Raw genomic sequence first — 20,840 nt, 5'->3', positions numbered from 1 at the left:
CGCCCCTCCGCCCCCCGCCTACCCCCGGCCGGGGGGGGTCGCCCCTTCAAACAACACCGCTCCTCCCCCGCTCCCCTACGTTCCCGCGCGCCCCGACTTTGCTGTTGCGGGGGGCGGCCTCGGACGGCCGCGACGCGGCGCGGCGAATCTGTCGGTGGCCGGTGATACACAGGCTGTGGACAACCGACGCGGGCCCCACTCCGGCGTGTTGTGATCTGCGACACGCCGGGCGCGGGGACCCGTGTTGGGCTTACGACCTGGGAATTTCATGAATGTGGTTCAGAACATCTTGTAGTACTTCGCAATGTCGGCCACTAGGTGTAGTGTCTGACAGGCCGACAGACCCCAAGCTCATCGAGGTCAGCCGGACCGCACGGATCAACCCGGAGTCCACTGGATTCCCACGATTCGGGCGGCTCGGAGCAGATGGAATCAAGGGGACCACCGGCGCGCTGAACAACAGTGAGTCCCATCCGTTGAGAAGTCCGAGTACCACGAAGTCCAGGCATCGCACGACTTCGCTGAGCGTCATAAGGGAGCGTAGGAGCAGATGAGCGTCACCGTTTACACCAAGCCCGCATGTGTGCAGTGCAACGCCACGTACAAGGCCCTGGACAAGGCGGGCATCGAATACAACGTCGTTGACATCACCACCGACCCCGAGGCCCGTGACTACGTCATGGCGCTGGGCTACCTGCAGGCTCCCGTCGTGGTGGCCGGCGGTGACCACTGGTCGGGCTTCCGTCCGGATCGGATCAAGGCGCTGGCCGGAGCGGTCACGGCGACTGCCTGACCCGCCGAGCGCAGAGGGGAGGCCCGGCATGGCCGGCAACAATCTCGTCTACTTCTCCAGCGTTTCGGAGAACACGCACCGATTCGTGGAGAAGCTCGGCCTGCCCGCCACCCGGATCCCCCTGCACGAGCGGATCGAGGTCGACACCCCGTATGTGCTGATCCTGCCGACCTACGGCGGCGGGCACGCCAACGGGCCCGACCCCGACCGCGGGGGCTATGTCCCCAAGCAGGTCATCGCCTTTCTCAACAACGAACGCAACCGGTCGTTGATCCGCGGCGTCATCGCCGCGGGCAACACCAACTTCGGCGCCGAGTTCGGCTACGCGGGCCAGGTCGTCTCGCGTAAGTGCGGTGTCCCCTTTCTCTATCGATTTGAACTCATGGGCACGACGGATGACGTCTTCGCCGTCCGTGCCGGCTTGGAAGACTTCTGGAAGGAACAGACGTGCCACCAACCGTCACAGCTGCAGAGCCTGTAACCGCCACCGCGCACGCGCTGCCGGGGGAGACGGACTACCACGCGTTCAACGCGATGCTGAATCTGTACGACGCCGACGGCAGGATTCAGTTCGACATGGACGTGCGGGCTGCGCGGGAGTACTTCCTGCAGCACGTCAACCAGAACACGGTGTTCTTCCACAATCAGGACGAGAAGCTCGATTACCTGATCCGCGAGAACTACTACGAGCGTGAGGTTCTCGATCAGTACTCGCGCAACTTCGTCAAGGAGCTGACGGACCGGGCGTACGCCAAGAAGTTCCGTTTCCCGACATTCCTGGGCGCGTTCAAGTACTACACCTCCTACACGCTGAAGACCTTCGACGGGAAGCGTTACCTCGAGCGCTTCGAGGACCGCGTCGTGATGGTGGCGCTCACGCTGGCCGCCGGTGACACGGTGCTCGCCGAACAGCTGGTGGACGAGATCATCGAGGGCCGATTCCAGCCGGCCACCCCGACGTTCCTCAACTCCGGCAAGAAGCAGCGCGGTGAGCCGGTCAGCTGCTTCCTGCTGCGCATCGAGGACAACATGGAGTCCATCGGGCGCTCCATCAACTCCGCGCTGCAGCTGTCCAAGCGCGGTGGTGGAGTTGCGCTGCTGCTGACCAACATTCGCGAGCACGGTGCGCCCATCAAGAACATCGAGAACCAGAGCTCGGGCGTCATCCCGATCATGAAGCTGCTTGAGGACTCGTTCTCCTACGCCAACCAGCTCGGGGCCCGTCAGGGTGCGGGCGCGGTGTACCTGCACGCGCACCACCCCGACATCTACCGGTTCCTCGACACCAAGCGCGAGAACGCCGACGAGAAGATCCGGATCAAGACGCTGAGCCTCGGCGTGGTGATCCCGGACATCACGTTCGAATTGGCGAAGAAGAACGAGGACATGTATCTGTTCTCGCCGTACGACGTCGAGCGCGTCTACGGGGTGCCGTTCGCCGACATCTCGGTGTCGGAGAAGTACCACGAGATGGTCAACGACGCGCGGATCCGCAAGTCCAAGATCAAGGCCCGCGAGTTCTTCCAGACCCTGGCCGAGCTGCAGTTCGAGTCCGGCTACCCGTACATCATGTACGAGGACACCGTGAACCGGGCCAACCCGATCGACGGCAAGATCACCCACTCCAACCTGTGCTCGGAGATCCTGCAGGTCTCGACGGCCTCGGAGTTCAACGACGACCTGTCCTATTCCAAGATCGGCAAGGACATCTCGTGCAACCTGGGCTCGCTGAACATCGCCAAGGCGATGGACTCGCCGGACTTCGGTCAGACCATCGAGGTGGCCATCCGGGCGCTGACCGCGGTGTCGGACCAGACCCGCATCACCTCGGTGCCGTCGATCGAGAAGGGCAACGACGAGTCGCACGCCATCGGTCTCGGGCAGATGAACCTGCACGGCTACCTCGCGCGCGAGCGGATCTTCTACGGCTCCGAAGAGGGTGTGGACTTCACCAACATCTACTTCTACACCGTGCTCTACCACGCGCTGCGGGCCTCGAATCGCATTGCGATCGAACGGGGCACGCACTTCAAGGGCTTCGAGCGGTCGAAGTACGCCTCGGGTGAGTTCTTCGACAAGTACACCGATCAGGTGTGGGAGCCGGCGACCGACCGGGTTCGGAAGCTGTTCGCCGACGCGAACATCCGCATCCCGAACCAGGACGACTGGAAGCGGCTCAAGGAGTCGGTGCAGAAGCACGGCATCTACAACCAGAACCTGCAGGCCGTCCCGCCGACGGGGTCGATCTCCTACATCAACCACTCGACGTCGTCGATCCACCCGATCGCCAGCAAGATCGAGATCCGCAAGGAGGGCAAGATCGGGCGCGTCTACTACCCGGCGCCCTACATGGACAACGACAACCTGGAGTACTACCAGGATGCCTATGAGATCGGCTACGAGAAGGTCATCGACACCTACGCCGCGGCCACTCAGCACGTGGACCAGGGCCTGAGCCTGACGCTGTTCTTCAAGGACACCGCCACCACACGCGATGTGAACAAGGCGCAGATCTACGCCTGGCGCAAGGGGATCAAGACGCTCTACTACATCCGGCTGCGCCAGATGGCTTTGGAGGGAACCGAAGTCGAGGGCTGCGTGTCCTGCATGCTGTAGGCATGTCTCAGCAATAGGTCGCAGGCCAGGAGAATTGTCTCCTGGCCTGCGTTCTGGGCTCAGTAAGCGCCGTCGTTCTCGATGTCGGCGGCGTGCTGGCGCAGTCGCGCGGCGACGTGTCCCAGCCACTCGGAGTAGGTCATGTCCGGCCGCGGGTCGTAGAAGCCGCCCATATTTGACATCGCCGCGTGGAGTTCGGGATCCGGCCTGCTGTCACGGAATTCGTCAATATTGCGGGCCAAGGAACGCAGCTGCCCGGGTTGCTCGCCCACAACGAAACTGTCCACAATCTGAGGCCAGTCCGCGGCTTCGAGATCCCAGTCCGGGTGGAAATTACCGCCAAAAAACTGTTCCAAGTTGTCCGGCGTTCGACGGTCACTCATGTTAAGGGGTATCCCGTCAACACAATCCACATTTCCAATTCCTTCTAGAACCACTACGACTGGGGTGGCGGGCACTGTCGCGCGAGAGCCGCGAACGAGCACCTGCCCGCCGTCGAACGGTACCGAGAGCCTGAGTCGGTCGGTAGCGCCGTTCGCCGACCAGGCGTAGGCCAGCGGTGAATCGGATCAGGTCCATGCGCAGATTCTCAGGGGCATTGCGAGGGTTCGCAATTCACTCGTTGGCGGCTTCGCGTGATAGGTGCCGGCGTTGAGACAGTCCTGAAGGGCGGCGGCGTCTGCTTTCACCAGGGTTGGGATCTCGAAGCGGGGACTGGTAGCGCGTCGTCGACAGTTATTGCAACGCACGTCCCGTCGCTCAGCCCCGCATCCTCAGCACGCCAGCTGTCCGGCCGCAACCGCTGTGAATTGCGCACGCGTCCGTCGGCAATAGACTCCGGGACCTGACGTTGGGGAGGGCACGGTGCGCATTGATGTGATTGCCAGCAGTCTCAGCTATGAGCTGGGCCGGATGACAGTGGATCTGGGCATCTTCGCCTTCGGCATAGGCCTGCTGTTGTTCGGAATGGCGCAGCGCAGGAAGAACCGGAGGCTTGGCAGGGCGCTGATCGTCGGCGGAGTCGGTGTGCTCGTCCTCTACCTGCTGTCGAAGGCCGGAATGAGCGGTTGAGAGCGGCCCCGCAATTGGTGAATTGCGCACTCCTGTGCCGGCAATAGACTTCCCTATTGTGGATCTGATCGGCCTTAGTGCGGAAGGTCTGCAGCTTGCTGCGAGTCAGCATGTTGCAGCGGCTGGCGATGTCGTGGACGGGGTTCCATCCGGCAACCCGCCGGCAGGTGGCCAGGCGACGTCGGCGGCGGTCGTGGCGGCGAATGCGGTGGTGAGTGCGGCGGCCGGGCTTCTGGCCGCACGACTGTCGACCACGGGTGCGAAGGTCGGCATGGTCGGGGCGGTGATGTCCGAGCTGGATCACGCGTCGGCGCAGCAGATCTCTGCGGTGCATCCGTGAACGACGGCTCGATCTCTCGGGACCTCAAGCAGTTCTTCGGCGCCTACTTTCATCAGGACTGGGATCTGGAGGCCGACGACTGGCAGGGAATCGTCGACGGCTACGTCAACGATCACCCAGTTGCCGGGCTCTTGAGGATGCTGGCCGAGGAGATCGACACGCTGCGTCAGGCCCGCGCTGAACCCGACTTGGAACAGTTCTTGGTGTACACAGTCGGCGTCTTTTACCTTCCCGAACCGCCGACCTACACCGCGTGGCTGGGCCAGATCGCGCACCGGTTGCGTCAGCACGCTGCGACACTCGAAGACCGAAATCAGTGAATTGCACTCGGGTAGGCCAGCAATAGACTCAGCTGCTGTGGACACAGTGGCCCTGAGCTTGATCCGGATGTAGATGGCAGCAGTCGGGGGAGGGACTGCAGCAGCGGGGGTGGCGCTGCCGAGTCTGTCGCAGATCCGCAACTGGGACACCGCCCATCTGCAGACGGCCGCCCGCCACTGGACCACCACCGCCGCGGGCTGGGAGGGTGCCTTCTCCACCGCGCATCGTGGCGCGCTGAGCCCAGGCGGCGCTGACTGGGACGGCCGAGCCGCCGAAGCCACCCAGGCGCGCACGCTGGCGGACCTGTATCGAGTGCGTGGTTTGGCCGATGTCCTGGATGGTGCGGCGAGGGCTGCGCGTGCCGGCGCGGCCGATCTGGAGACCGCCAAGCAGCAGGTGCTCGACTCGGTGCGCAGGGCCGAGGCGGCCGGGTTCGATGTCCACGATGATCTGTCCCTGTCGACTCGACACGGGGTCACGGCCGCGGAGTATCCGGCCAAACTGGCTGAAGGCCAGGAGCTTTCGGCCGAGATCAACGCCCGTGCGTTGCGCCTGGCGGAACTGGACGCTGAGGTCGCGGCCAAGATCACCGCAGCGGTCGCGCCGCTGGGGGAGGTCAGCTTCGCCGAGGGGACAGTGCAGTCGATGGACGCGCCGCTGAGTCCGCACCTATCCCCGGCACCGGAACCCGACGGTGGCGGCGGGGGCGGCGATGCAGAGCAGGGATCTGAACCGCCGAAGACTTGGCAGGACATGCTGTTGCCGGACGGCCCCGCCGCGGCCGAGAACCCGGCTCAGGGCGAGGAGCGTCCGCCCACGCTGCAGGACCAACTGTTCCCGCCGGGAACGACGGCGGACCCCAAGGAGGTGCCTAAGAATCTGGATCAGGCGCTGGAGGCGACGGCGCCGGGACTGGGCGCGGCGATGGAGCAGCAACGGCAGGCGGCGCTGAGCCGAGTGCCATCGGTGCAGGATCTCAAGTCCGACCCCGCAGTCGTCGCCGCTGCGCGGGACCTGCTTGCAATGCAGGGAGTGCCGCCTGAGTCCATGGACGCCGCGCTTGACCGATTCCTGCAGGACACCCACCGACTGGGTGAGTATTTGGCGCTCAACCCCACCATGCCGCAGCCCGACCCGGTCCCACAGCCCGCGCCTGGATTCGTCGACGGCTTCCGCGATCGGTGGTTTGCCAATGAAGCCTTCGCCAAGAGCCTGTTTGGAACCGGCGACTCGAAGTCTCCAGGTGTTCTCGAATCATGGCAGGCACTCCTGGGTGGTCTGCAGGAGACGATTTCCGATCCCGTCGGGGCGGTCAAGGACGAGATCGATCGTGCGCTCAACTCACCCAGTGCTGCTTACTACCTCGGCGAATGGGCGGCGGATGGAACCCAGTCTGCCGGCAGCGCCGTGGTGTTCGGTCCGGAAACTCTTGCCGCGCGAGCCGCACTCGGCGGCCTTACTCATGAAACCCTCGACAGCACAACGTCGGTCGCTAAACCTGCCACGGGCCTCGATGACATCACCGGCGCCGGCCCTGCGCCAAGCCCACACGTCCCGTCGCCATCGACGGTTCACGCACCGCCAGCACTGCCGGCAGACTCGCCCCTGTTCGACAGTTACCAACCCACACCGCCAGGACCGGATTTCACAAACGCAGACGGGAGCCTCGTCTACCCCGACGACTCGCTGCCCGGCAAGCCGTACGCCGTGCCCGGGACGGTGGCTCCAGACGTCCAGTTGCCGAAGGGCACGGTGGTTGACCGCTTCGGGCATCCAGGCGGATCGTGGATGTCGCCCGAGGGCGTTCCCTTCGCAGAACGCGCGTTACCCCCAGTAAGTGTGGACAAGCCCTATTACCAGTATGTTGTCGCAGATCCCGCCAACCTTCCGCCGGGTTACACGATTGAACGATCGCAGGCTGCGCCATGGTTTAACCAACCAGGTGGCGGAGTGCAATACCGCATTCTGGATGCTGATGGGAATAACGCCTCTGTGCAAGATCTCATCGATGCTCAATATCTGAGAAAGGTGAACAGGTGAAACCTGACTACAGGCGGTTGGCGGACAACTGGACAAGGTGGGCGGAGCTGTTGAGGTCCACAGGAGTGTCGATCGATGACGACCACGATGGGGATCAGGTCGTGTTCCGATCGAGTGACTTCTCGTACCGCCTTCATCTCGACGACGGTTCTTGGGTTCTGGACGAACTCGATGATCGCAACCAGTGGCGGCCCGAGGTTGGTCGGTTCTCCACGTTCGAGTTGGCGGAGAAATACCTGATCTGGGCATGGGCAAGTCTGGCTCGATCAGCTGTCGATGCACCGAACCTGGGATCATCACTGTATGCACAGGGATTCGCCGTCTCTGTCGATACCAGGCAGATCAGCGCGGGCAGGTATGAGCTGAATTCACCCGCGGGCTCCGCGGTACTTCCGTTGGTCAAGGCGATGATCTTCAGCCATCTGATGGACCGGCAGGTCGAAGACATTGAACTGGAAGTGAGTTCGGGGCTGGGGTGACATATTTGCAGTCGATTGATCGGACTATGGATGACTACGGAAAGTTTCCCGAACGACAAGATTGATGTGCTTCAGCGCGAGATCGACCGGCTGTCGCAGCAGTTGGGGGTCCGGCCCATGCCCGTCGGTCTCAAGTCACCGATGGACTCAACATCTTCGTCGACGACGCCGGCTACCACTTCAGGTTCTATGAGCGCGGACAACTCGGATTCGATCGAGTCGGCAGTCTCGATGATCTGTTGTGCTGGTACTGCCAGGATGTCGTCACGACTGAGGCGGCACGGCGATTCGGTGACCGTGCATAGCGATTCGCGTTCGAGTATGAGGTGTTGAGCGGGTTGAACGTCGAATGGGCCAAGAGGCGAGTGCGTGAACTGGCGGCCGTGTTCCGCAATGGTCAGCCTGAAGACGTCGCGCTGCTGCCCGACATCGGCGAACCGCTGTGAGGCTTACTCAGCGGTCGCGCTGCTGAGCCCCGCAGCGTCTTCAACCAGCGCTCAACCCTCCAATGCCGACGCAACCCGATCCGGTCCCACAGCCCGCACTCGGATTCGTCGCCGTATTCCGGGATCGGTGGTTTCCCAAAGAAGCAATCGCCACGAGCCTGTTCGGAACCCGCGACTTAAAGGCTGGAGGAAGTCGTGTGCAAGCGCCACGAGTCGTTCTCGCAATAGAGATCGCGTACCTGATGGAGAACGCAACGCGCTACGGCTGTCGTCGTGTGGGCAACGCGTGGGTGAAGGGCTGAAACTCGTGGCGGACAACAGATTCTCAGAGAACGTCCAGCTGATCGTCGGTCCTACGCTCGCCAATCTCGAATTCACCCTCGATGCAGTCGATGACGACGTCGACGAGGACGGGCGCGGTGGAGCGGTCGTGTTCTACCGGAATCAGGACTGCAGGCTGGTCCACGGCGGTTGAGAGTCGATATTCATCGTTGTCGTCGAAATCGTAGCCCTGCGACAGTGGGCTTCGCTTGGCTGTGGACGCCCAGCCGACTAGCGACGCCGCATTCATCCGGTCAGCGTGGCTGTCGAGGTCTCGGATCAGGGTTTGCGATAGTCATGGAGAGGAATGGGTTTCCAGCCATTCGAGTAGTAGGCGGGCGACTGTGTCTGGCTGCTCTTCAGGTATCCAGTGAGAAGTTCCGTGGAGGATCTCGAAGCGGTATTGCCCGCTGACGTAGCGGCCCGTGTTGCGAGCGGCCTTGTCAAGGACCCACTTGTCGCTGTCGCTCCACACATACATGGTGGGAACCGTTGTCTGGCCAATCTTGTCTGACCATGAAAGTGCCCGGTACCAATTCATTGACGCGGTGAGTGTCCCGGGTTCGGCCATCGCGCTCGCATCTCGGTCTGCCAGCACAGGGCTTTGGCCGCCGGCCTGCATGTAGCGCGACAGTCTTGAGGCGTCGCCGCGCCGGCCTAGGTAGTACCACTCAGGGATTCGGGGCAATTGATAGAAGTAGATGTACCACGATGTAATCCCTTGGCGGCTTGTCAGTATCGCGTTCTTGAATGCGGTTGGGTGCGGGGTCGACAGTGCCGTGAAGGTGTGAAGACGGTCTGGGTGATTTGCTGCGAACACCCATCCCATTCCAGCGCCAGCGTCATGGCCTACGAGATGGACTTTCTCGGCGCCGCTTGCATCGATCAGTGCGGCGACGTCATCGACGAGTTCAGTCATGCGGTAGTCGCGTCGGCGTTCAGGCCGGGCACCGGGTGAATATCCCCGCTGGTTCGGAGCCAGGCAGCGATATCCTCGTGCGGTCAGAAGTGGGATAACCGCATCCCAAGAGGCGTTGGACTGTGGGAACCCGTGCAATAGGACCACGACCGAACCGTCAGCTGGCCCCGAATCAACAACATCAAAAACAAGCTCACCGCGGCGAAACTGCTTCACCGTCATAGCATCCCTCAACGGCGGCTTTCGATGGTCGAACTTCGAGATGGCGATCGGACCCACTGCGATCGCGAGTAGGCACCGGTGACAACAGGTGGCGAGGCATTCGCGGGTGTGCTCGTCGATGATCGACACGATCTTCATCGGCCGCCCGCCGGTGGTGACGTCGAACTGGAAGTTCACCACCCACACCCGGTCGGGTGCTTCGGCCACAACGGTCGGCGGGGGGCGGGAGGAAGGCCTGCGGGTTCCGCAGCGCGCAAGCGCAACGCCACGGTACCTCCACCGCCACAGGCGTTGGATCTTCTTGTGATTGACGACCCAGCCTTCGCCGCGGGCGTCATGTTAGGCGGGCCGGAATCGACGTCGAGGATGCTTCTTGGCGTAGCCGCGTAGCCACGCTCGCAGGGCGGCGTCTGGGTCGTCTGGCGTCGCCGACGTGGGTTCGTGGCTTTGGGTGGCGCGGTGTTGCCCGGTGACGCGGCAGGCGAACCGCTCGCTGACCCCCAGCACGCGCTGCAGGTGACGAATAGCTGCCCGCCGGCGTCCCGGGCCTAGAAGTTTCCCTTGGCGATCTCCCGCAGCGCGTCCTTCACCAACTCAGCATCGGCCAACAGCCGCTTGAGGGCGGCGTTCTCGCGTGCGAGGTCCTTGAGCCGTTTGGCGTCCTCGGCTTTCAGGCCGCCGAACTGGTTGCGCCACCGGTGGTAGGTGGCCTCGGAAACGCCGAGTTCGCGGCATACCGCCGCGGTGTCCTTGCCCTCGTCCAACAGCCGGTCAGCAGCCATCAGCTTGCGCACAATCTGCTCCGGGCTGTGCCGTCTCATCGTCACCATGATCTTGTCGTGCCTTCCTACCCACAATGTGGGCCGCAAGACTCTCATAAGCCACGGATCAACCGATCGGGGTCACGCCAGCCAGCCTGAGGACATCGCTAACCTTCGACGATCTTTCTGCTCGCCTCGACTCAACCAAATTGGGAACGGCCTCGTCGTTCAACAACCTCGATGAGGCAGCCGCAGCCGTCGGCTCCGTGCTCCAACGCCATCAACAAGAGATTGTCGAGTGGCTGTCGAGCGGAGCCGATTTGTATCTCAGGCTCGGTGCACCTTTCATACGGAGGCGGTGCCGGGCACCGGAGTTAGGGTGGTGCTCAAAGGCGACGGAAATGGCGGGTGGTACGTGCTTACAGGGTTCCCCACACCATGAACGATGGCTCGATATCCAGGGACCTTGACCAATTTCTCGGTGCCTACTTCCACCAGGATTGGGATCTCGAAGCAGAGGACTGGGAGGGAGTGGTCGACAGTTATGTCACGGCACGACCTGTCGCTCGGGCCCTGTGCAACCTGGCCCAGGAGATCGATAACCTACGCCAGGCCCGCGCTGAACCCGACTTGGGACAGCTCCTGGTCAACAGCGTGGGTGTCGATTACCTTCCAGACCCGCTGACCTACACCGAGTGGCTGGGCCAGATCGCAGACCGTCTACGTACGCACGCGGCGATGATCGACGAGCGCACCGCATCCGAGCGTTGAGGTGGCGCGCACAGCGATTCGCGTTCGAGTATGAGGTGTTGAGCGGGTTGAACGTCGAATGGGCCAAGAGGCAAGTGCGTGAACTGGCGGCCGTGTTCCGCAATGGTCAGCCTGAGGACGTCGCGCTGCTGCCCGACATCGGGGAAGCCCTGTGACGCTGTAGAAATTCAGCTCTCGCGCGCCTTGTCGGCCCTCAGCGCCTTCAGGCGGCGCTCCTCGCGCAGCACCTCCTGGTAGCTCTCACGTTCGGCGATCAGCCACTCGGGGTTGTCCTCGAGGATCTGGTTGATCTCCTCGGTGGTGAGCGCATCGCCCACCTCGTTGCGGGCCAGCGCGGCGATCGAGATGCCCAGCTTGGCGGCCACCAGGTTCTTGGGGTGCGGGCCGTTCCTGCGCAGGTCTTTGAGCCACTGCGGAGGGTCGGCCTGCAGGGCCTCAAGCTCGGCGCGGGTGATGGCGTTGGCCTGGAACTCGGCAGGCGTGGCGGGCAGGTACACGTCCAGCTTCTTCGCCGCGGTGGCGGGTTTCATGGACTGCGCGTTGGGCCTGCTCATGGAACCAGCCTATCGGTAGCCTGAGGCGGTGACGCCGCGCTCCCTCACCCTCGGGTACGTGCCCGGGGCAACGCCCGCGAAGTGGGCTCGGATCTGGGCGGAACGCCACCCCGACGTCCCGTTGCGGTTGCACGCGGTGACTGCGGCGGACGCCGCCGAAGCGGTGCGGGCCGGCGCGGTCGATCTGGCCCTGCTGCGACCGCCGTCCGACGCATCGGGGCTGGCCGTCATCCCGCTCTACGAGGAGACGACGGTGGCCGTCGTCCCGACCGATCACGTCCTGACCGCCGTCGATGAGATCACCGCCGCAGACCTCGACGGCGAGCCGACGCTGCTCCCACTCGACGACGTCGTCGGCTGGGCGGACGCGCCCGGCGCGCCGATCGATCACCGGCCCGAAACCACCGAGGCGGCAGTGGAACTCGTCGCCGCGGGACTCGGCGCACTCATCGTGCCGCAGTCGCTGGCTCGGCTGCACCACCGCAAGGACCTCACCTACCGCCCGATCACGGACGCGCCCACCTGCCCCGTCGCGCTCGCCGTACCGGCAGGACAGCAGCCCGAACTGGTCGAGGAGTTCATCGGGATCGTCCGGGGTCGCAGGTCGGGCTCGTCACGGGGGCAGCAGGCCCAACCGGCGCCCAAGCGCACCGCACGGGAGAAGACGCTGGCGAAACAGGCCGCGCGCGCGGCGGCGGGCAAGGTGGCGCGCAAGCCGGTCAAGCGCGGACGACGCTGACGCGCTACTGGATCGTGACGGTGCCGTCGTCGTTGATCAGCCATGCGGGGTTGACCGCGACTTCCCAGACATGCCCGTCCAGGTCGGTGAAATACCCGGAATAGCCGCCCCAGTACGTCTTTTCGGCGGGCTTGACGATGGTCCCGCCCGCCGCCTGCACCTGGGCCATGACCTCGTCGACCTCGGCCTCGGTGCGTTGATTGATCGCGATGCTGATGCCGCTGAACCGGCCGTCGACCGCAACGCCGGTGTCGGCGGCCAGATCGGCGCGGCCGAACAGCGCCAGCGCGATGCCGGGCAACTGGTAGAACACCACACCCTCATAGGCGCCGGTGGCGGCCCAGCCCAGACCGTCCTCGAAGAACCTCCGGGAGGCCGCCAGGTCGTCGACACCGAGGGTGAGCAGGCTGATGCGCTGTTCCATCTCCACGACCCTAGTAGGTGTGCTGCGGACCCTGCGCCTTCTTGTACAGGGCCTTGAGCATGCGGTCGCGGAAGGCCGCGTTGTCGATCAGCCTGATACCCGCCTCGGCCACCGGCGGGTAGCCGAGCAGCTTGTGGAACCAGCGCCCGCGCCGGTACTCCCGGCCCCACGCGGCCTCCATCCGCTGCGCGTAGTTCGTGAAGTCGTCCGGTCCGCCGTTGGTCAGCGCGGCGATCGCGCATTCGCCTGCGGCCAGCCCTGATTCGAGGGCCTTCGAGATGCCCGCACCCGAGGCGGGTTTGCCTGCCCCGAGGGCATCTCCGGTGAACAGCACCCCGGGTCGCCAGGGCGGCCACGCCGTGAAGCCCATCGGCAGACGCCAGGCGCGCACACTGCGGTTCCGCTTCAACTCCTCGATCGGCGGCAGGTTCCATTCGGCGGGCAGCGTACGCAGGAATTCGCCGAGGAACTGCGTGGCGTTGATCGACTGCCAGTTCTTGTAGCTGTTGACATAGCCCAAACCGATGTTGAAACGTCCTCCGCCCATGGGGAACACCCAGCCGTATCCCGGCAGCTGGTCGCCCTGGAAGCGAAGCTTGAGGTGAATGTCCAGCGAGTCGGAATCGGGGCGGTCCGCGTGCATCTCGGAGCGGATCGCGATCGCTGAGTAGCCGTTGTACTGCGAGTCGATCTTCAAGGCGCGCTTGATGGGGGAGTAGGCCCCGTCGGCGGCGATCACCGCGTCACCGAAGACCTTCTCGCCGCTCTTGAGCACCACCCCGACGACACGCCCGCGCTCGTCGAGTTCCGGGCCGACGACCTCACAGGACTGCCGCACCTCGGCCCCGGAAGACTCGGCGTGCTTGAGCAGAAGCGTGTCCAGTTCGGTGCGGCTGACGGTGTGGCCGTGGTCGGGCATGCCCGGACGTCGAGGAAAGGACAACTCCCACTGGGTGGGGCTGAACACCGTGACTCGGTTCACGCGGTGGAAGGTGTCGACGTCGTGGGCGAGGCCCATTTTCTGCAGGTAGCTGACGGCGCGGGCCGTCAGGCCGTCACCGCACGGCTTGTCACGGGGGAACTCCGCTTTGTCGAGCACCACCACACGCGCGCCGCTCTGCGCGGCCTGCCATGCGGCAGCCGATCCGGAAGGCCCCCCACCTGCGATGACCAGGTCATAACTCTGTGTCACAGGTATGTCTCGTTTCGTGTTCCTCGGAAACGGATTACCCAGCCAATGTTAGCTGAACGCAACGAAGTCGCAGCGCGATCAGATCCGCTGACAATTTGAATCTGCTTGAAGGTCAATAATTTTGACCAGAGGTGACGCAAGTGTGACCGATCCCATCGGGACGCGGCCGCGACGCAGGCCTGTATTGCCAGGTCAGCGTGCTGCGGCGAGTACAGTGCAAGCGTGCGAGTTGTCTCTCGAGCGAAGCCGAAGCCCGGCGGTGAACCCGCCGCCGGCGTGAAGGTCGACGCCCGCAGCGAACGTTGGCGTGAACACCGGAAGAAGGTGCGCGCCGAGATCGTCGACGCCGCGTTCCGGGCCATCGACCAGCACGGCCCCGAGGTCAGCGTCCGCGAGATCGCCGAGGAGGCCGGCACCGCCAAACCCAAGATCTACCGGCATTTCACCGACAAGTCCGACCTGTTCCAGGCCATCGGGGAACGGTTGCGCGACATGCTGTGGGCCGAGATCTACCCGGTGATCAACCTGACCACCGATTCGGCCAGCGACGTCATCAAGCGCAGCATTGAGCAGTACGTCTACCTCGTCGACCAACACCCCAACGTGGTCCGCTTCGTGCTTCAGGGCCGATTCCCCGATCAGGCCGAGGCCACCATGCGCGCGGTCAACGAGGGCCGCGAGATCACCCTGGCGATGGCCGAGCTCTTCAACAACGAACTGCGTGAGATGGAGCTGGACCGCGAGGCGATCGAGCTCGCCGCGTTCGCGACCTTCGGCACCGCGGCGAGTTCGACGGACTGGTGGCTGGGGCCTACTCCGGACAGTCCGCGTCGGATGCCGCGGGAGAAGTTCATCTCGCATCTGACGACGATCATGATGGGCGCCATCATCGGGACGACTGCGCTGCTGGGCATCAAGATCGACCCGGACCTGCCCATTCACAAGGCGGTCCCGAGGGACCGCCCTGAGGACGAGAAGGCTTGAGCCTCAGTCGCCTTCGGTGACCTGGGCTTCGCCGGTGGCGCCGCGCGGGGTGAATGCCGCCATCACCGCGCCGATCGCGGCCGCGACGGCGGCCACCATCACCGAGGTCTGCAGGCCGACCATGAACGCGTTGTGGCTTCCGGTGGTCAGGGCGTCGGCCAGCACGGCGGGCATGGTGGGGGCGTTCGGCAGCTGAGTGGGGCTCAACCCCTGCGCGATGAGTTCCTTGGCGGCCTCGGCCTGCGCGGCGACCTGTGCCGGGACGCCGGCGTCGGTCAGCTCACCGGTCAGGCTGGATCCGACTCGGCTGGAGAGCACCGAGCCGAGGATCGTGGTGCCCAGCACGCCGCCCAACTGCACCGCGGTGCTCTGCAGACCGCCGGCCACCCCGGCGTCGTCGACGGGGGCGTTGCCGACGATCGCGTCGGAACTCGCGGTGAGCACCAGGCCGATGCCCGCCCCCAGCAGCACGAACGCGGGCCACAGGGCGCCGTAGCCGGAGTCGATGGTCAGGCGGGTCAGCAACATCAGTGCCCCGGCCATGGCCGCCAGGCCACCGGTCATCGCGGGCCGGGGGCCGAAGCGCTGGGTCAGCGCACCGCTCAGTGGTGCGGTGACCATCAGGGCGCCGGAGAGCGGCAGGGTCCGCAGACCGGCCTCGACCGGGCTCATGCCCTGCACGTTCTGCAGGTAGAGCGTCATGAAGAACAACGTGCCGAACAGCGCGAAGAAGTTGATGACGACCACGGCGGTGCCGATCGACACCGCACGGTTGGCGAACAGGCGCATCGGCAACAGCGGTTCGGCCGTGCGCTGTTCCACCAGCACGAAGATCACCAGCGCCAAGACGCCGGCCAGCAGCAGGCCCAGGGTCTGACTGGCCAACCAGCCCCATTCGGGTGCCTTGATCAGGCTGTACACGATCAGCGACAGGCCACCGGAGAGCGCCGCGATGCCCGCCACGTCCATCCGGTGGGCGCCGTCGCTGCGGCTCTCGGCGATGGCCAGCGCCCCGATGAGCAGCGCCGCAGCCCCGATGGGTGCGTTGATGTAGAAGACGGACTCCCAGTTGACGTGCTCGACCAGCAGGCCGCCGACGATGGGGCCCGCCGCGATCGAGACGCCCGTGGCGGCGCCCCAGATGCCGACGGCGGTGTTGAGCTTCTCGGCCGGGAAGGTGCCGCGGATGATGGCCAGGGTGCTGGGCATCAGCAGCGCGCCGAAGACACCCTGGACGGCGCGCATCGCGATGACACCGGCGACGGAGCCGACCAGACCGATGGCCACCGACGCGGCGGCGAATCCGACCACGCCGATGAAGAACATGCGGCGCCGGCCGAACCGGTCCCCGAGTTTGCCGCCGAAGATCAGCAGCGCGGCCAGGGCCAGCATGTAGGAGTCGGTGATCCACTGCAGATCCGACAGCGACGCCTTCAGGTCGGTCGCGATGTGCGGGTTGGCGATCGCCACCACCGAGGCGTCCAGGCCGACCATGATGACGCCGATGGACACCGCGAGCAGCGTCCACCAGGGGTTGCCGCGCAGCCTCGGCCGGGGTGTCTCAAGTCGGTGCCGCCCGGTGTGGGGGTGGGTCAATACGGCCATCGATGTGCTCCATCAGGACTCAGTGGGTTAAGTGGAGGGTTGTCACCACTTATATGTGAGGACATTACGCTCAAGTGGATGTTCTCCTCCACTTATTCGGCTAGAGTGGGCGTGTGATATCCGGCGCAGCGCAGCAGGGGGTGAGAGGACGGCCACCGAGGCGTCCGCGAGCCCTGCGTGCCGATGCCGCCGCCAATCGCGACCGGATCGTCGATGCGGCCGCAGAGTTGTTTGCCAGCCGCGGCATCTCGGCGCCTCTGGAGGAGATCGCGCGGCGCGCCGGCGTCGGCGTCGCGACGCTGTACCGACGTTTCCCGACGCGCGCGGACCTGGCCGCCGCGACCTTTGAACGCAACATCTCGCGGTTCACCGAGGTTGTCGACCGTGCCCTGGCCACGCCGAGCCCGTGGGCGGGATTTCGTGCGCTGGTGTTCGACCTGTGTGAACTCCAGGCCAGCGATGCGGGCCTGCGTGAGTTGTTGACCACGGCTTTTCCGCCGAGCAGTGTCGTGGAACAGCGCACCGGCGAGGCCGTCGAGAAGCTGCGCACGCTGATGCAGCGCGCACAGGCTGACGGTCACCTGCGCGCCGACGTCACCGTCGCCGACGTCGTGGTGATGCTGCTGGCGAACTCGGGCGTCGTCGCCGCGACGGGGGAGACCGCGCCGGAGGCATGGCGGCGCTTCGCCGCGCTCATGGTCGACGCATTCGGGACGGAACCGGCTGCCGTGGGTGCCCTGCCCGCGGCGCCCGAGGAGGCGCAGCTACGGCGGTCGATCGCCATGCTGGCCCCCTGACGAACCGGTACCGCCGGTCCCGGTTACTGCGAGTAACATGATTCCATGACTGCTGCCCAGCCCGTGCACACCCGCGCCCTGATCATCGGCTCAGGATTCTCCGGTCTGGGGATGGGTATCGCGCTGCAGAAGCAGGGTGTGGACTTCCTCATCCTGGAGAAGGCCGACGAGGTCGGTGGAACCTGGCGCGACAACACCTATCCCGGCTGCGCGTGCGACATCCCGTCGCACATGTACTCGTTCTCGTTCGAGCCCAAACCGGACTGGACTCACATGTGGTCCTTCCAGCCCGAGATCCAGGACTATCTGCTCGGCGTTGCCGCGAAATACGGACTGCGCCAACATATCCGGTTCGGCACCCATGTGGATCGGGCGCACTGGGACGATGCCGAGATGCGGTGGCACGTCTTCAGCAGGGATGGCCAGGAGTTCGTCACGCAGTACCTGATCTCCGGAGCCGGCGGCCTGCACGTGCCGTTGATCCCGGATTTCGCCGGACTCGAGGAGTTCGGCGGGGCCGCATTCCATTCCGCGCAGTGGGATCACAGCGTCGACCTCACCGGCAAGAGGGTCGCGGTGATCGGCACCGGGGCCAGCGCGATCCAGATCGTGCCCGAGATCGTCAAGGACGTCGCCGAACTGCAGGTCTACCAACGCACACCGGCGTGGGTGATGCCGCGGCCCAACAATCCGATCCCGCCGTGGCTGCGTCGGGTCTTCGCGCGCGTCCCGGGGACGCGCGCGGCCATGCGCGCGGGCATCTACTGGATCCACGAGGGTGTCGGATTCGCCATGACAAAGCAGCCTCGGCTGCTCAAGATCGGCGAACTGATGGGCAAGTGGAACATCCGCCACCACATCAAGGATCCAGAGCTGCAGCGCAAGCTGACCCCGAGCTATCGCGCCGGGTGCAAGCGAATCCTGAACTCCGACACCTACTATCGCGGTATCGCCGACCCCCGCACACAGGTGATCACCTCCGGCATCGCGCGGTTCACCCCGGACGGCATCGTCACCGCGGACGGTGTCGAACACGCCGTCGACGTCGTGGTGTTCGCGACCGGGTTCCACGTCACCGACTCCTACACCTACGTCGACATCAAGGGCCCCGGCGGTGAGGACCTGGTGGACCGGTGGAACCGCGAGGGCATATCCGCGCTGCGCGGCATCGCCGTGGCCGACATGCCCAACCTGTTCTTCCTGCTCGGGCCGAACACCGCGCTGGGCCACAACTCCGTGGTGTTCATGATCGAATCCCAGATCCGCTACGTCGCCCAGGCCATCGAGGCAACCGACCGCGCCGGCGCCCAGGGTTTGGCGCCCACGCGGGAGGCCTCCGACCGCTACAACCAGCGCCTGCAGCACGATCTGGCCGGCACGGTGTTCAACACCGGTGGGTGCCGTAGCTGGTACATGGATGAGCACGGCGTCAACCGCACGCTGTGGAGCGGCATGACGTGGCAGTACTGGTTGGCCACCCGCACGGTGGACATGGACGAATACCGGCTGCTCGGGGCTAGTTGAGCCGGCCGCGGGAAGAACACGCCGGGGCACAAAGTGTTGTGTTGCGCCGAGTTGTCACCCACCAGTTGTAGTGTTGCGGGCACCAGTCCGGCAGCGCAGATTTAAGGGGTTCAGGTGTCCGACGGAATGAAGCTGATCGACCGTGTCTCGGCCATCAACTGGAACCGTGTGCAAGACGAGAAGGATGCCGAGGTCTGGGACCGCCTGACCGGCAACTTCTGGTTGCCCGAGAAGGTGCCGGTGTCCAACGACATCCCGTCCTGGGGCACTCTGACCGACCACGAGAAGCAGCTCACCATGCGGGTCTTCACCGGCCTGACGATGCTGGACACCATCCAGGGCACCGTCGGCGCGGTCAGCCTGATCCCCGATGCGCTCACGCCGCACGAAGAGGCCGTCTACACCAACATCGCGTTCATGGAGTCCGTGCACGCCAAGAGCTACAGCAACATCTTCTCCACGCTGTGCTCCACGGTGGAGATCGATGAGGCGTTCCGCTGGTCGGAGGAGAACCCCAACCTCCAGCGCAAGGCCGAGATCGTGCTGCAGTACTACAAGGGCGATGAGCCGCTCAAGCGCAAGGTGGCCTCCACGCTGCTGGAGAGCTTCCTGTTCTACTCGGGCTTCTACCTGCCGATGTACTGGAGCAGCCGGGCCAAGCTGACCAACACCGCCGACATGATCCGGCTGATCATCCGCGATGAGGCCGTGCACGGCTACTACATCGGCTACAAGTACCAGCGCGGGCTGCAGCTGGTGGACGAGGCCAAGCGTCAGGAGCTCAAGGACTACACCTATGAGCTGCTGTTCGAGCTCTACGACAACGAGGTCGAGTACACCCAGGACCTCTACGACGAGGTGGGGCTGACCGAGGACGTCAAGAAGTTCCTGCGCTACAACGCCAACAAGGCGCTGATGAACCTCGGCTACGAGGCGCTGTTCCCGCGCGACGAGACCGACGTCAACCCGGCGATCCTGTCGGCGCTGAGCCCCAACGCCGACGAGAACCACGACTTCTTCTCCGGTTCGGGCTCGTCGTACGTGATCGGCAAGGCCGTCGTCACCGAGGACGAGGACTGGGACTTCTGATACGCAGGGCGTGTTTGTCCAGAGTTAGGTGAAAGCCGCCCCGGTTTGGCGCTGGGGCGGCTTTCCTTTAGTCGGGTGCCGACTCAGCAAGATGTGCTGATGCGTGCGGTAGCCGGCGTGGCGGCCGCGCGGGCCAAGCCGACCGAAAGGCGGGTTTGCCGGTCCTTGGCGATCCGACTGCCCGAAGCTGAGTTCTTTGAGTTTGTCGGAGAGTAAGAGCCCATAGGTGCGGATCCTCGACCAGCCTGGCGGTGCCGTAGTCGACGAACGGGTCGAACGGATCCGGGGCCGACTGTACCTCCGTGCGGGCACGGCATCGCCAGCCAGGCACTTGCGGACCGTTTTGCGGTCGAAGCCAGTGTGACGGGAGATCGCAGAGATCGACCAACCGCGCTTTTGTAGGGCGTGTATTTCCATGTCGTCCTCCCATGTGAGCATGAGAAAGCGGCCTACCTCGACGGGCTACTGGCGTCAGACACCAGCAGCATCGGTAGTCCCGTCCTTCTCGGCGCAGCCACACGGATGTGGGGAATTTCGATGAGCGCCAGTGGGGAAATTCGACGAACCGGGTCAGCCCCTCGTACAGGCTGACACTCGGTCACCGAGGAGCCTGGAACCCAAACGGTGGGTCAGGTCAAATTGTCACCTGATCGTGCAGAAGACCCAAACCTATTCCCGTTCCGGCTGGTGTTCTAGGCACGCCAAAATCATCCGATCGGATGACATTCTGACAGGGCTATGAACTAGTTGTATTGCTCTAAGCTGCCTGATAGTAGAAACCTCGCACCGAGCACCAATGATTTTGTAGCGTGATTATCGGAGGCTGGGTAGG

The 20,840-nt window shown here is 64.5% G+C and carries 23 protein-coding genes and 2 pseudogenes; 16 read left to right on the top strand and 9 right to left on the bottom strand.

The features are described from left to right. Positions 1-550: 550 nt before the first annotated feature. Genes A5727_RS14395 through nrdE form a run of 3 tightly spaced genes read left to right on the top strand, consistent with a single transcriptional unit; the run spans position 551 to position 3,409 of the window. On the top strand, positions 551-793 hold the full coding sequence (locus A5727_RS14395) for a redoxin NrdH (RefSeq protein ID WP_068250297.1): 243 nt from the start codon (positions 551-553) through the stop codon (positions 791-793). A gap of 28 nt (positions 794-821) precedes the next feature. Continuing rightward, positions 822-1,274: a class Ib ribonucleoside-diphosphate reductase assembly flavoprotein NrdI gene (gene nrdI, locus A5727_RS14390; protein ID WP_068250294.1), complete on the top strand. Its 453-nt coding sequence runs from the start codon at positions 822-824 to the stop codon at positions 1,272-1,274. Beyond that, a complete protein-coding gene (nrdE, locus tag A5727_RS14385) occupies positions 1,241-3,409 on the top strand; it encodes a class 1b ribonucleoside-diphosphate reductase subunit alpha (RefSeq protein ID WP_082949811.1) in 2,169 nt (722 codons plus the stop codon). Before nrdI ends, nrdE begins: the two co-directional genes overlap by 34 nt. A gap of 59 nt (positions 3,410-3,468) precedes the next feature. Here nrdE and A5727_RS14380 read toward each other — a convergent pair whose 3' ends face one another. Next, positions 3,469-3,792: a contact-dependent growth inhibition system immunity protein gene (locus A5727_RS14380; RefSeq protein ID WP_068250288.1), complete on the bottom strand. Its 324-nt coding sequence runs from the start codon at positions 3,790-3,792 to the stop codon at positions 3,469-3,471. A 481-nt stretch (positions 3,793-4,273) separates the two neighbouring features. Between A5727_RS14380 and A5727_RS14375 the strand changes: the two genes are divergently transcribed. The 6 genes from A5727_RS14375 (at position 4,274) to A5727_RS28530 (ending at position 7,965) form a co-directional block, all read left to right on the top strand. Next, positions 4,274-4,480: a hypothetical protein gene (locus A5727_RS14375; protein ID WP_068250285.1), complete on the top strand. Its 207-nt coding sequence runs from the start codon at positions 4,274-4,276 to the stop codon at positions 4,478-4,480. A gap of 58 nt (positions 4,481-4,538) precedes the next feature. After that, on the top strand, positions 4,539-4,820 hold the full coding sequence (locus A5727_RS14370) for a hypothetical protein (protein ID WP_157521385.1): 282 nt from the start codon (positions 4,539-4,541) through the stop codon (positions 4,818-4,820). Next, a complete protein-coding gene (locus A5727_RS14365; RefSeq protein ID WP_068250279.1) occupies positions 4,817-5,140 on the top strand; it encodes a contact-dependent growth inhibition system immunity protein in 324 nt (107 codons plus the stop codon). Before A5727_RS14370 ends, A5727_RS14365 begins: the two co-directional genes overlap by 4 nt. A gap of 109 nt (positions 5,141-5,249) precedes the next feature. Continuing rightward, positions 5,250-7,181: a TNT domain-containing protein gene (locus A5727_RS14360; RefSeq protein WP_068250276.1), complete on the top strand. Its 1,932-nt coding sequence runs from the start codon at positions 5,250-5,252 to the stop codon at positions 7,179-7,181. Positions 7,182-7,246: 65 nt separating this feature from the next. Beyond that, positions 7,247-7,660, top strand: a complete 414-nt coding sequence (locus A5727_RS27005) for an Imm61 family immunity protein (RefSeq protein WP_082949810.1) — start codon at positions 7,247-7,249, stop codon at positions 7,658-7,660. Positions 7,661-7,812: 152 nt separating this feature from the next. Beyond that, complete coding sequence (locus A5727_RS28530) at positions 7,813-7,965, top strand: Imm63 family immunity protein (RefSeq protein ID WP_502687681.1); 153 nt, start codon at positions 7,813-7,815, stop codon at positions 7,963-7,965. A gap of 466 nt (positions 7,966-8,431) precedes the next feature. Here A5727_RS28530 and A5727_RS27515 read toward each other — a convergent pair whose 3' ends face one another. From A5727_RS27515 to A5727_RS27510, 3 genes and pseudogenes are all read right to left on the bottom strand, one after another. Continuing rightward, positions 8,432-8,677, bottom strand: a complete 246-nt coding sequence (locus A5727_RS27515; RefSeq protein ID WP_157521384.1) for a hypothetical protein — start codon at positions 8,675-8,677, stop codon at positions 8,432-8,434. A 45-nt stretch (positions 8,678-8,722) separates the two neighbouring features. Next, positions 8,723-9,562 carry an alpha/beta fold hydrolase gene (locus A5727_RS27000; RefSeq protein WP_157521386.1) on the bottom strand — a complete coding sequence of 280 codons (840 nt, stop codon included), beginning with the start codon at positions 9,560-9,562 and terminating at the stop codon, positions 8,723-8,725. A gap of 75 nt (positions 9,563-9,637) precedes the next feature. Continuing rightward, positions 9,638-10,398: pseudogene (locus A5727_RS27510) on the bottom strand (transposase); the annotation flags it as partial. Positions 10,399-10,463: 65 nt separating this feature from the next. On the opposite strand from A5727_RS27510, the gene A5727_RS28460 reads away from it, so the two are divergent. Beyond that, the gene (locus A5727_RS28460) at positions 10,464-10,799 is read left to right on the top strand and encodes an RNase A-like domain-containing protein (RefSeq protein WP_353612264.1); all 336 of its coding nucleotides are present in this window, start codon (positions 10,464-10,466) and stop codon (positions 10,797-10,799) included. Then, positions 10,768-11,100 carry a contact-dependent growth inhibition system immunity protein gene (locus tag A5727_RS14335; protein ID WP_068250267.1) on the top strand — a complete coding sequence of 111 codons (333 nt, stop codon included), beginning with the start codon at positions 10,768-10,770 and terminating at the stop codon, positions 11,098-11,100. The genes A5727_RS28460 and A5727_RS14335 overlap by 32 nt, the downstream gene beginning before the upstream one ends. A gap of 167 nt (positions 11,101-11,267) precedes the next feature. Here A5727_RS14335 and A5727_RS14330 read toward each other — a convergent pair whose 3' ends face one another. After that, positions 11,268-11,654 carry a DUF5997 family protein gene (locus A5727_RS14330; protein ID WP_068250265.1) on the bottom strand — a complete coding sequence of 129 codons (387 nt, stop codon included), beginning with the start codon at positions 11,652-11,654 and terminating at the stop codon, positions 11,268-11,270. Between the two features lie 28 nt (positions 11,655-11,682). Here A5727_RS14330 and A5727_RS14325 point away from each other — a divergent pair, with 28 nt between their 5' ends. Continuing rightward, positions 11,683-12,393, top strand: a complete 711-nt coding sequence (locus tag A5727_RS14325; protein WP_068250262.1) for a LysR family transcriptional regulator substrate-binding protein — start codon at positions 11,683-11,685, stop codon at positions 12,391-12,393. A gap of 4 nt (positions 12,394-12,397) precedes the next feature. On the opposite strand, the gene A5727_RS14320 is transcribed toward A5727_RS14325, so the two are convergent. Both A5727_RS14320 and A5727_RS14315 read right to left on the bottom strand, forming a co-directional pair. Beyond that, positions 12,398-12,817, bottom strand: a complete 420-nt coding sequence (locus A5727_RS14320) for a VOC family protein (protein ID WP_068250325.1) — start codon at positions 12,815-12,817, stop codon at positions 12,398-12,400. A gap of 10 nt (positions 12,818-12,827) precedes the next feature. Next, a complete protein-coding gene (locus tag A5727_RS14315) occupies positions 12,828-14,009 on the bottom strand; it encodes a geranylgeranyl reductase family protein (RefSeq protein WP_068250259.1) in 1,182 nt (393 codons plus the stop codon). 222 nt (positions 14,010-14,231) lie between these two features. Here A5727_RS14315 and A5727_RS14310 point away from each other — a divergent pair, with 222 nt between their 5' ends. Beyond that, positions 14,232-14,993, top strand: coding sequence for a TetR/AcrR family transcriptional regulator (locus tag A5727_RS14310; protein WP_068250256.1), 762 nt, complete (start codon positions 14,232-14,234; stop codon positions 14,991-14,993). Between the two features lie 3 nt (positions 14,994-14,996). On the opposite strand, the gene A5727_RS14305 is transcribed toward A5727_RS14310, so the two are convergent. Next, positions 14,997-16,598, bottom strand: coding sequence for an MFS transporter (locus A5727_RS14305; protein WP_068250253.1), 1,602 nt, complete (start codon positions 16,596-16,598; stop codon positions 14,997-14,999). 113 nt (positions 16,599-16,711) lie between these two features. Between A5727_RS14305 and A5727_RS14300 the strand changes: the two genes are divergently transcribed. The 3 genes from A5727_RS14300 (at position 16,712) to nrdF (ending at position 20,008) form a co-directional block, all read left to right on the top strand. After that, positions 16,712-17,395 carry a TetR/AcrR family transcriptional regulator gene (locus A5727_RS14300; RefSeq protein ID WP_231992078.1) on the top strand — a complete coding sequence of 228 codons (684 nt, stop codon included), beginning with the start codon at positions 16,712-16,714 and terminating at the stop codon, positions 17,393-17,395. Positions 17,396-17,440: 45 nt separating this feature from the next. Then, the gene (locus A5727_RS14295; protein WP_068250250.1) at positions 17,441-18,919 is read left to right on the top strand and encodes a flavin-containing monooxygenase; all 1,479 of its coding nucleotides are present in this window, start codon (positions 17,441-17,443) and stop codon (positions 18,917-18,919) included. 126 nt (positions 18,920-19,045) lie between these two features. Continuing rightward, positions 19,046-20,008, top strand: a complete 963-nt coding sequence (gene nrdF / locus A5727_RS14290; RefSeq protein WP_068250248.1) for a class 1b ribonucleoside-diphosphate reductase subunit beta — start codon at positions 19,046-19,048, stop codon at positions 20,006-20,008. 174 nt (positions 20,009-20,182) lie between these two features. Here the strand turns inward: nrdF and A5727_RS28175 are convergent. Further along, positions 20,183-20,446 (bottom strand): annotated as a pseudogene (locus tag A5727_RS28175) (IS21 family transposase); the annotation flags it as partial. Between the last annotated feature and the right edge of the window lie 394 nt (positions 20,447-20,840).

The sequence above is a fragment of the Mycobacterium sp. ACS4331 genome (genome assembly GCF_001667265.1).
Classification (GTDB): domain Bacteria; phylum Actinomycetota; class Actinomycetes; order Mycobacteriales; family Mycobacteriaceae; genus Mycobacterium.
Note: the sequence above shows the minus strand (reverse complement) of the source record. Positions and strands in the feature narration are given on the sequence as shown.